The organism is Reyranella sp. (genome assembly GCF_036558665.1).
Lineage (GTDB): Bacteria > Pseudomonadota > Alphaproteobacteria > Reyranellales > Reyranellaceae > Reyranella.
This window is the reverse complement of record NZ_DATBFE010000174.1, coordinates 1-8,736: the sequence shown is the minus strand read 5'-3', so window position 1 is coordinate 8,736 and position 8,736 is coordinate 1. Positions and strand designations below refer to the sequence as shown.

General features: G+C 67.1%; 11 protein-coding genes. 8 read left to right on the top strand and 3 right to left on the bottom strand.

The window, feature by feature from the left end:
- From VH499_RS24395 to VH499_RS24385, 3 genes are all read left to right on the top strand, one after another.
- A partial coding sequence (locus tag VH499_RS24395; protein WP_332055375.1) for a malate/lactate/ureidoglycolate dehydrogenase occupies positions 1 to 832 on the top strand: 832 nt, incomplete at its 5' end.
- A 28-nt stretch (positions 833 to 860) separates the two neighbouring features.
- A complete protein-coding gene (locus tag VH499_RS24390; RefSeq protein ID WP_332055374.1) occupies positions 861 to 1,481 on the top strand; it encodes a glutathione S-transferase in 621 nt (206 codons plus the stop codon).
- Positions 1,482 to 1,491: 10 nt separating this feature from the next.
- Positions 1,492 to 1,923 carry a cupin domain-containing protein gene (locus tag VH499_RS24385; RefSeq protein WP_332055373.1) on the top strand — a complete coding sequence of 144 codons (432 nt, stop codon included), beginning with the start codon at positions 1,492 to 1,494 and terminating at the stop codon, positions 1,921 to 1,923.
- Here the strand turns inward: VH499_RS24385 and VH499_RS24380 are convergent.
- A complete protein-coding gene (locus VH499_RS24380) occupies positions 1,909 to 2,790 on the bottom strand; it encodes a DMT family transporter (RefSeq protein WP_414709837.1) in 882 nt (293 codons plus the stop codon). The genes VH499_RS24385 and VH499_RS24380 overlap by 15 nt on opposite strands.
- Before the next feature lie 132 nt (positions 2,791 to 2,922).
- Here VH499_RS24380 and VH499_RS24375 point away from each other — a divergent pair, with 132 nt between their 5' ends.
- Positions 2,923 to 3,651, top strand: coding sequence for a DUF1499 domain-containing protein (locus VH499_RS24375; protein WP_332055372.1), 729 nt, complete (start codon positions 2,923 to 2,925; stop codon positions 3,649 to 3,651).
- A gap of 16 nt (positions 3,652 to 3,667) precedes the next feature.
- On the opposite strand, the gene VH499_RS24370 is transcribed toward VH499_RS24375, so the two are convergent.
- Together VH499_RS24370 and VH499_RS24365 are read right to left on the bottom strand one after the other, a co-directional pair.
- On the bottom strand, positions 3,668 to 5,104 hold the full coding sequence (locus VH499_RS24370) for a HAMP domain-containing sensor histidine kinase (RefSeq protein WP_332055371.1): 1,437 nt from the start codon (positions 5,102 to 5,104) through the stop codon (positions 3,668 to 3,670).
- Between the two features lie 128 nt (positions 5,105 to 5,232).
- Complete coding sequence (locus VH499_RS24365; protein ID WP_332055370.1) at positions 5,233 to 5,862, bottom strand: glutathione S-transferase family protein; 630 nt, start codon at positions 5,860 to 5,862, stop codon at positions 5,233 to 5,235.
- Positions 5,863 to 5,978: 116 nt separating this feature from the next.
- On the opposite strand from VH499_RS24365, the gene rpmH reads away from it, so the two are divergent.
- The 4 genes from rpmH to yidC are packed head-to-tail and all read left to right on the top strand — an operon-like array spanning position 5,979 to position 8,680.
- A complete protein-coding gene (rpmH, locus tag VH499_RS24360) occupies positions 5,979 to 6,113 on the top strand; it encodes a 50S ribosomal protein L34 (RefSeq protein WP_085934982.1) in 135 nt (44 codons plus the stop codon).
- A 16-nt stretch (positions 6,114 to 6,129) separates the two neighbouring features.
- Positions 6,130 to 6,507 (top strand): ribonuclease P protein component, encoded by a 378-nt coding sequence (rnpA, locus tag VH499_RS24355; protein WP_332055369.1) that lies wholly within the window; start codon positions 6,130 to 6,132, stop codon positions 6,505 to 6,507.
- A 53-nt stretch (positions 6,508 to 6,560) separates the two neighbouring features.
- The gene (gene yidD / locus VH499_RS24350; protein ID WP_332055368.1) at positions 6,561 to 6,812 is read left to right on the top strand and encodes a membrane protein insertion efficiency factor YidD; all 252 of its coding nucleotides are present in this window, start codon (positions 6,561 to 6,563) and stop codon (positions 6,810 to 6,812) included.
- Between the two features lie 11 nt (positions 6,813 to 6,823).
- Positions 6,824 to 8,680, top strand: coding sequence for a membrane protein insertase YidC (gene yidC, locus VH499_RS24345; RefSeq protein ID WP_332055367.1), 1,857 nt, complete (start codon positions 6,824 to 6,826; stop codon positions 8,678 to 8,680).
- The last annotated feature ends 56 nt before the right edge of the window (positions 8,681 to 8,736 follow it).

Genomic DNA, 8,736 nt, shown 5'->3' with positions numbered 1-8,736 from the left:
CGGCGCCGGCTATGGCCAGGTGATCGCCAAGGAAGCGATGGATATCGGCATCGAGCGGGCGAGGAAGCACGGCGTCTGCGTCGTGGGCCTCACCAATTCCCACCATATCGGACGCATTGGCCATTGGGCCGAACAATGCGCGCGCGCCGGCCTCGTCAGCATGCACTGGGTGAACGTGCATGGGCACAAGTCGCTGGTCGCGCCGTTCGGCGGCGCCGAGCCGCGCTTCACCACCAATCCCTACTGCACGGCCGTGCCGCGCAACGGCGGCGAGCCGATCGTGCTCGACTTCGCCACCAGCCAGGTGGCGATGGGCAAGGTGCGAGTGGCCAACAACAAGAAGGTTCAGATGGATGCGGGTCTGCTGATCGACGCCGAGGGCAAGCCCAGCACCGATCCCGGCGTGATGTACAATCCGCCGTTCGGCGCCATTCTGCCGTTCGGATTGCACAAGGGCGGCGGTCTCGCCGTGATCTGCGACCTGCTGGCGGGCGCGCTGACCGGCGGCCGCACCCACAGCCCGCGCACCATCAAGAAGGACGGGCACGACATCATCAACAACATGCTCTCGATCATCATCGATCCGGCGGCGATGGGCGGCACCGCGCTTTTCGAGGAAGAGGTCGAGACCTTCTACAACTGGGTGAAGTCCGCCCGGCCGCAGCCCGGTGTGGAGGAAGTCCTGATGCCGGGCGAACCGGAGCGTGCGCGCAGGCTCGATCGCGAGAAGAACGGCGTGCCGGTCGACCGTACCACCTGGCAGCAGCTCATCGAGGTCGCGCGCAAGGTGCGGCTGAACGATACCGACATTCCGGCCGTCGCTTCAGCCTGAAGCGGCAGTTTGAGAGGGGAGACCGATCATGGCCAAGATGAAGCTCTACTATTCGCCCGCCTCACCCTACGCCCGCAAAGTCCGGGTGCTGGCCCTCGAGACCGGCCTCGACAAGAAGATCGAGATGGTCAACGTCGCCCTCTCGCCGGTGGCGCCCAACGCCGATGTCGACAAGCACAATCCGATCGGCAAGATCCCGGTGCTCTCGGTGAAGGGCATAGACCTGTTCGATTCACCGGTGATCTGCGAGTACCTCGACAACCAGCACAAGGGCCGCAAGCTTTTCCCGCGCAAGGGCCGAGATCGTTGGGTGGCTCTGCGCCAGCAGGCAATGGGCGACGGCCTCCTCGATGCGGCGCTGCTGGCGCGCTACGAAGGCTTCCTGAGGCCCGAGGAGCGGCGCTGGCCCGAGTGGAGCAAGGGCCAGATGAAGAAGATCGAAGGAGTGCTGGGCCAGCTCGAGGCGGAAGCCAAGGCGCTCAAGGGCAAGCCCACCATCGGCACGATCGCCGTAGCGTGCGCGCTGGGCTATCTCGACTTCCGCTTCTCGACCTTCGACTGGCGCGCCAGCCATCCCAAGCTCGCCAAGTGGTTCGCCTCTGCGGGCAGGACGCCCTCGATCAAGGCGACGGTGCCGCCGCCCGGCTGAGACGACGGCCGTGACCGCCGACGAGATCATCGCTCGCCTCGGCCTGCAGCCGCATCCCGAGGGCGGCCACTATCGCGAGACGTTCCGCGCCGCCGGTACGCCGCGCGGCGCCAGCACGGCGATCTACTTTCTGCTGAAGGCAGGCGAGCGCTCGCACTGGCACCGGGTCGATGCCGACGAGGTCTGGCATCGCTATGCCGGCGCGCCGCTCGAACTTTCGCTCAGCGACGATGGGCGCAGGGTGCGGCGGTTGCGGCTCGGCAGCGATCTCGATCTCGGCGAGCTGCCGCAGGCGGTCGTACCGCGCGGCGTCTGGCAGACGGCCCGTTCTCTCGGCTACTGGACGCTCGTCGGCTGCACGGTGGCGCCTGCGTTCGAATTCGGCGGCTTCGAGCTCGCTCCGCCGGGATGGCGGCCGTCCCAGGGCTCAGCGCTTCCATAGCTCGCGCGAAGCGAGGACGGCACCGGACGTAACCAGCAAGGCGGCCATCAGCAGGTTGCTCGTCGGGCGTGCCAAGCCACAGGCGACCAGCAATCCGGTCGACAGGATCGGTGCGGCGTAGCTGAGAGAGCCGAGCGCACGGATGTCGCCGCGCTTCACGGCGTGGTCCCAGAGATAGAATGCCGTCCCTGCCGGGCCGAGACCGAGGGCGACCACGGCGAGCCACGCCGCCGCTGTCGCGGGCCATGCCGTCGTCTCGAACAGAAGATGACAGATCAGCGAGAGCAGAGATGCGGCGGCGCAGAAGGCGGCGATTGCGTCGCTTGGGGTCTCGCCGAAACGACGCGACAGGACCGAATAGAGTGACCAGGTGAAGGCGCAGCCGAGCGCCAGAAGATAGCCGGAGAGATAGGCGCCGGTGAAACTCGCGCCGCGACCGAGAGCGAGCAGGACCACGCCGACGAAGCCCATGAGGGCGCCCAGGAGATGGTTCCAGCCGAGCCGCTCGCCGGCAAGCGGTGCCGACAGGAGCACGATCAGCAACGGCCAGAGATAGTTGACGAGGTTGGCTTCCGCGGGCGGCGCAAGTTGCAGCGCCGCGAAGTAGAGGGCGTGATAGCCGAACAGGCCGCCGACGCCCAGCATCCAGACGCGGCCTGGCCAGAGCAGCAGGCTTCCCCACTCCATGCCGCGACGGCGGGCGCGAACGACGCCGATCGTCGCCCCGATCGCAAAGGTCATGGCCACCATCTGGAACGGCGGAATCGGGCCCGCCAGGACAGAGAGCGTCGCCAGCGCTCCCCAAAGTGCGATGGCCCCGATCCCTGCGGCCATGGCGCGGCTGCGCCCGGTGGCGACGATGGTCATGGCTCGCGCATAGAGAACGCCCTTCCCGCTGTCGAGAGGCATGCCCCGGAGCCGCTCGGATGCATGGAACAACTTTCGTGGTTACGATGCCGTGACGGCAGGGACGGCATGATATTTCGCCCGACGAATCCGGTGAGTCATCGACTCGCGCGCCTGGCTTTCGCGCTGGCGTGCCTGTCGGCGCCCGTCGTCGCGATTGCAGGGCCGATGCATCGCTATCTGGGCGTCGACCGGACCATAGCCCTCGATGTCTTTCGCTACGGGTTCTACATCGCCGCCGCCGCCATCGCCCTGGCTCTCGCGACCGTCGTGCCGACCCGGCCAGGCGATCGCCGGCGCGGCTTTGTCGCCGCCGTGCTGGCGCTGATCATCGCCGGGGCCGCCGCCTGGGCGCCGCTGTCCTGGCTGATGCACGCTTACCGTGCCCCCGATCTGACCGACATCACGACGGACACCGAGGATCCGCCGAAGCTGGTCGTCACGCTGCAGATGCGCCAAAGGGCAACCAACGGGCCGGCCTATCCCGGCCACGCCACAGCCGAGCTGCAGCATGCGATCTACCCCGACCTGACGCCGATCCGCCTGAACGTGCCGCCAGCCGAGGCCTTCAAGCGCGTCGATCATGTGGCAACCGAGATGGGATGGGACGTCGTCGCGCGCGCGCCCGCCGACGGGCGCCTCGAGGCGATCGCCATCAGCCCGTGGTTCGGCTTCCGCGACGACATCGCGGTGCGAATCAGGCGTGACGGCGCGGGCAGCCGCGTGGATATCCGCTCCAAGAGCCGCAGCGGAACGTCCGATCTCGGCGTCAATGCCGAGCGCATCCGCACCTTCGCCAGGCACCTGCTGGCCGGCCAATAGGACGGCCGGCGCCCGGTCAGAGGCCGTTCGCCGGCAGGGAGAATTGAAAGGTGGTGCCGGCGGGCCCGCTTTCGGCCAGCACGATTTCGCCGCCGTGGGCGCGCACGAGGTCGCGGGCGATGGCAAGCCCCAGGCCCGCACCACCGGCACGCCCGCCGGTCGTGAACGGCCGGAAGAGCTGAGCGGCAACGTCGGGCGGCACTCCGCAACCATTGTCAGCGACATCGACCAGCAGGTAGGGCCCGCGAGGTCGGGTCGAGACGCTCACCGTGGTCGCCCCGGCATCGAACGCGTTGCGGCCGAGATTGACCAGCACGCGATAAAGGAGGTCACGGTCGGCCCGCACACGGCGCTCGCCGCCCAGGGCGTTCGTCCAATTGCGCAGCAGGTTGGGGTCGCTCTCCTCGCCCTGCTCCTGCAGCGCCACGCCGACTTCGTCGACGAGGTCGGCGAGATCGAACTCGGCGAGTCGCGGACTCGGTTGATCGCGCACATACTCGATCGCTTCGCTCGCGAGCCGGGTGGCGCGGTCGATGGTGTTGAGAATGGTGGGGGCAAGCTTGCGTGTACGTTCGTCGTCGCTGCGCGCCAGACGATCCGACAGCAGCCTGGCCGTCGACAGCATGTTGCGCAGATCGTGATTGATCTTGTTGGAGGCGGCGCCGACCTCGGCCAGCCGCGACTTCTGACGCAGCGAGGCCCGCAGCTCGCGCTGCAGGTTGCGGAACTCGCGATCGACCACGCCGATCTCGTCGTCGCGTCCGGTCGGCGGCCGCTCGTTGCCCGGCCCCTCGGGCGCGCGGCGGAACGCGGTCATGTCCTCGGACAGATCCTGCAGCGGCCGGATCACCAGCCATCGCAGAGCCAGGTAGAGCAGCGACGCGGTGAACAGGGCGACGATCAGCGACAGCACCAGCATGCGGCCGGCATAGCCGTACATGGCGATGCGCATCGGCAGCTCGTCGACCACGATCCAGACCATGGCGTGCGGCAGGCGCATCGATTCGCCGCCGACCCGGATGTAATAGGCGCCGTCCCGCGTCATCGCCGCCAGGGCATCCCAGATGAGCCCGAGGGCGCCGCGTTCCATGAGGTTGAAGCTCGGCATGTCGGGCCGGGGCGGAATGTTGAGCAGCGCGCGTTTGGGCTTGTTGGGCTCGACCAGCACCACCGCATCGACGCGGGCATTGTTGAGAAGGGTGCGCTTGACCTCCTCGGTGACCATGTTGTCCGGCGTCGCATCAAGCGCCAGCGCCGCGAGGGTGCCGCTTTCGATCAACTGCTCGAGATAGACCATGCGGAAGCGGGCGATCGAGGGCAGGAACAGCAGCACCTCGGCCGTCATCATCGCCGCCACCACCAGCCCCATGATGCGCCATGACAGGCCGAAGCTCGGCAGCAGCGACTTCGTCGACCGTGCCGCACGCGCCCGAACGGTGATATCGGCAGCCATGGTCGCGATCTTATCGGAGAGTGGAAGACCGGCCTAGTCAGCCTGTCCGGGAGCCGTCCGCCACACTGCCGGCCGCGCCCGAAGGAATCGGGCCCTCCCGCAGTGCCCGAGGGCGGTCTCCACAGCATTCATCGGGGATCGGTCGCGGCGAAACTCGGCCGCGCGGCGATCGTCCTCCACCACGTTGCGAGACGAGGATACGCGGGCAGCATCGCTGCGCCCTCCGGCGCCTGAACGAAATAGGCAATCATCGCGCCGAGATGTAGATCGGCGAGAGAGATGGCGGGGCCAACGAGGAGGGTCTCGCCCGAAGCAAGCTTCTCCAGGGCAGCCAGAACCTTGGGCGCTGCGCCGAGGCCCTTGGCGATCTCGCACTCGTCCGCCGGCTGGCCGAGGCGCGGCCGGATCACGCGGTGGGCGAACACCTGGCGTACGAGGGGCCAGTAGGCATAGGCATCAACGACGCCGATGATCTGATCCATGCGGGCAAGCGCCTTGGGACGGGCCGGCTGCAGCGGCGGGCCCGGAAAGGTGCGGTCGGTGTAGCGCGTGATCGCTGCCGTTTCGTAGAGCGCGAAGCCGTCATGAACGAGGACCGGCACGCGGCCGAAGGGATGAAGCTCGAGGTAGGCCGCGGGCAAATCGGACGCGAAGGGGTTCACCTCCACGCGCTCGTACGGCACGCCCTTCTCGGCCAAGGTCAGGCGGGCGATGCGGAGATAGACACTGTGATGGTAGCCATGGAGAACGAGGGACATGGGCCATCCTAGCCCTTGCGGCGTTGACTCGGCCTCTGTGCACGCCTATTACCCACGCCCACAGAATTTCGCCCCCGTCGCCGTGCGCGGGGGCTTGTCTTTGAAGGAGTTGCGTCATGAAACGCACGTATCAGCCGAGCAAGCTGATCCGCAAGCGGCGACACGGCTTCCGGTCCAGGATGGCAACGGTTGGAGGCCGTAAGGTTATCGCCAATCGCCGCAGATCGGGCCGCAAGCGGCTGTCGGCCTAGTCCAGGCCTTCCTCCCTTGGCCCCGGCGCGCCCCGGGCGTCTTCCCGATCGCAGGGACTTTTTGCGCGTCCAGGCCGGGCGCCGGTGCGCCATGCCGGGCTTCGTGCTGCAAGTCGCGCCGGCTCCGGAAAATCTGGCGCGGCCGGCCGTTCGAGTGGGCTTTACCGTCAGCCGCAAAGTCGGCAACGCCGTCGAACGCAATCGCGTCCGGCGCCGGCTGCGGGAGATCGCCCGGCTGGTGATCCCGACCCGCGCCCGCTCCGATCTCGACTATGTGCTGGTCGGCCGACAGGCCGCCCTGGGGCGCGATTTCGCGACCCTCCAGAGCGAACTGGTCGAGGCCTTGAAGCGCCTCAAGGCGCTCGCGCCCCAAGCGCCCGTAGCGACGCCATGACCTGCTCCGGATGGCTTGCGCCGGTCCCCTCGAATCGCCAGTTTCCCCGCCACATGATGTCACTGTTCCTGCGGGCAGCGATCCGTCTCTATCAACTGACGCTCGCCTACTTCTTCGTCGGCGCCTGCCGCTACGAACCGTCCTGCTCGGCCTATGCTGCCGAGGCCGTGGCGGTGCACGGCGCGCTGACGGGAAGCTGGCTGACGGCGCGGCGGCTCTGCCGCTGCCATCCCTGGGGAGGCGGCGGCTACGATCCTGTCCCGGCGCGGCGCAGCCTGTCCTGCCATACCGCTGAGCACTCCTGAAGTTTCATCCAATGGACCAGAAGAATTTCATCGTCGCGATCGTGCTCTCGGTGCTGATCATCCTGGGCTGGCAATATGCCTTTCCGGCCAAGCACACGCCGCCGCAGCAACAACAGCAGCAGCAGACGACGACCCAGTCCAGCCAGCCGGCGACGTCGTCGCCCGGCAGCCCTTCGGCGCCCGGGACCAAACCCGGCTCGGCGACGACTGCGCCCGAGCCTTTCGTGCCGCGCGAGCAGGCGCTCGCCAGGAGCCCGCGCGTCACCTTCAGCACGCCGGAGTTGATCGGCTCGATCAATCTCAAGGGCGGCCGCGTCGATGACGTGCAGCTTGCCAAGCAGCGCGAGACGCTCGATCCCGGCAGCCCGCCCGTGCCTGTCCTGTCGCCCGTCGGCAGCGAGCATCCCTACTATGCCGAGTTCGGCTGGTCGGCCTCCGACTCCTCGATAAAGCTGCCCGGACCTGACACGCTCTGGACCGCCGACAAGTCGAAGCTCGAACCCGGCCAACCGGTGCGGCTCACCTGGGACAACGGCCAGAATCTCACCTTCGTGCTCGCCTTCTCGATCGACGATCACTTCCTGTTCAGCGTCAAGCAGAGTGTCGAGAACAAGTCGGACAAGCCGGTGACGCTCTTTCCCTGGGGCCTCGTCGTGCGCTACGGCCAGCCGCCGCCGGAAGGCACCTACGTGCTGCACGAGGGACCATACGGCGTCTTCAACGGCAGCCTGAAGGAGTTCAGTTACAAGGACTTCAAGGGCGACAAGCAGGAGAAGATGAGCACCACCGGGGGCTGGGTGGGGATCACCGACAAGTACTGGATGGCGACGCTCATCCCCGACCAGAAACAGAAGGTCGACGTCACGCTGAAGGAAACCGGCGCCGACGCCAACGTCAAATACCAGGTCGACTATGTCGCCCCTGCCCTGTCGATCGCGCCCGGCGCGACCGGCGAAAGCAGTTCCCACCTGTTCGCTGGCGCCAAGATCGTGCGCGTGGTCGACGCCTACCGCGACAAGTACGGCTTCGAGCGCTTCGATCTCACGATCGACTGGGGCTGGTTCTGGTTCTTCACCAAGCCGATGTTCTGGCTGCTCGAATGGCTGTACGCCCAGATCGGCAACTTTGGCGTGGCGATCCTGGTGCTGACCGTGATCGTCAAGGCGGTGTTCTTCCCGCTCGCCAACAAGTCCTATGCGGCGATGAGCAAGATGAAGGCGCTGCAGCCGGAGATGGAGAAGCTCAAGCAGCGCTACGGCGAGGACAAGCAGCGCCTGAACCAGGAGATGATGCAGCTCTATCGCCGCGAGAAGGTCAATCCGGCTGCCGGCTGCCTTCCTATCGTGGTGCAGATCCCGGTGTTCTTCGCGCTCTACAAGGTGCTCTACACCACCATCGAGATGCGCCATCAGCCGTTCTTCGGCTGGATCAAGGATCTGGCGGCGCCCGATCCGCTCACCATCCTGACCGGCTTCGGCCTGTTCCACTGGCACGTGCCGGAGTTCCTGCACTTCTTCAACATCGGCATCTGGCCGCTCATCATGGGCGTCACGATGTTCCTTCAGCAGAAGCTGAACCCGGCGCCCGCCGATCCGGTGCAAGCGCGCGTGTTCCAGTTCCTGCCGATCCTGTTCACCTTCATGCTGGCGCCGTTCGCCGCCGGTCTGGTGATCTACTGGGCGTGGAGCAATACCCTCTCGATCGCCCAGCAGTACACCATCATGCGCCGCCACGGCGCGCCGATCGGCGGCAAGGCCAAGTCGGTGGTCGCGGCGGCCGTGCCGGCCGGCGCCGACGGTGGCGGCCCAGCCCCGGTTGCGGGCGGTGGCGGCAAGAAAGCCGGCAAGGGCGCCAACAAGAAGCGCTGATGGGAGAGCCTGAGCCGCAGCGGCGCTCGGTCGAGCAGATCGAAGCGGCGCGCAAG

What these genes read in the sequence shown, in the direction of transcription:
- VH499_RS24390 (WP_332055374.1), top strand. Translation starts at nt 861, where the DNA reads ATGGCCAAGATGAAGCTCTACTATTCGCCCGCCTCACCCTACGCCCGC.
- VH499_RS24380 (WP_414709837.1), bottom strand. Translation starts at nt 2,790, where the DNA reads ATGACCATCGTCGCCACCGGGCGCAGCCGCGCCATGGCCGCAGGGATC.
- VH499_RS24370 (WP_332055371.1), bottom strand. Translation starts at nt 5,104, where the DNA reads ATGGCTGCCGATATCACCGTTCGGGCGCGTGCGGCACGGTCGACGAAG.
- VH499_RS24365 (WP_332055370.1), bottom strand. Translation starts at nt 5,862, where the DNA reads ATGTCCCTCGTTCTCCATGGCTACCATCACAGTGTCTATCTCCGCATC.
- rpmH (WP_085934982.1), top strand. Translation starts at nt 5,979, where the DNA reads ATGAAACGCACGTATCAGCCGAGCAAGCTGATCCGCAAGCGGCGACAC.
- yidD (WP_332055368.1), top strand. Translation starts at nt 6,561, where the DNA reads ATGATGTCACTGTTCCTGCGGGCAGCGATCCGTCTCTATCAACTGACG.
- yidC (WP_332055367.1), top strand. Translation starts at nt 6,824, where the DNA reads ATGGACCAGAAGAATTTCATCGTCGCGATCGTGCTCTCGGTGCTGATC.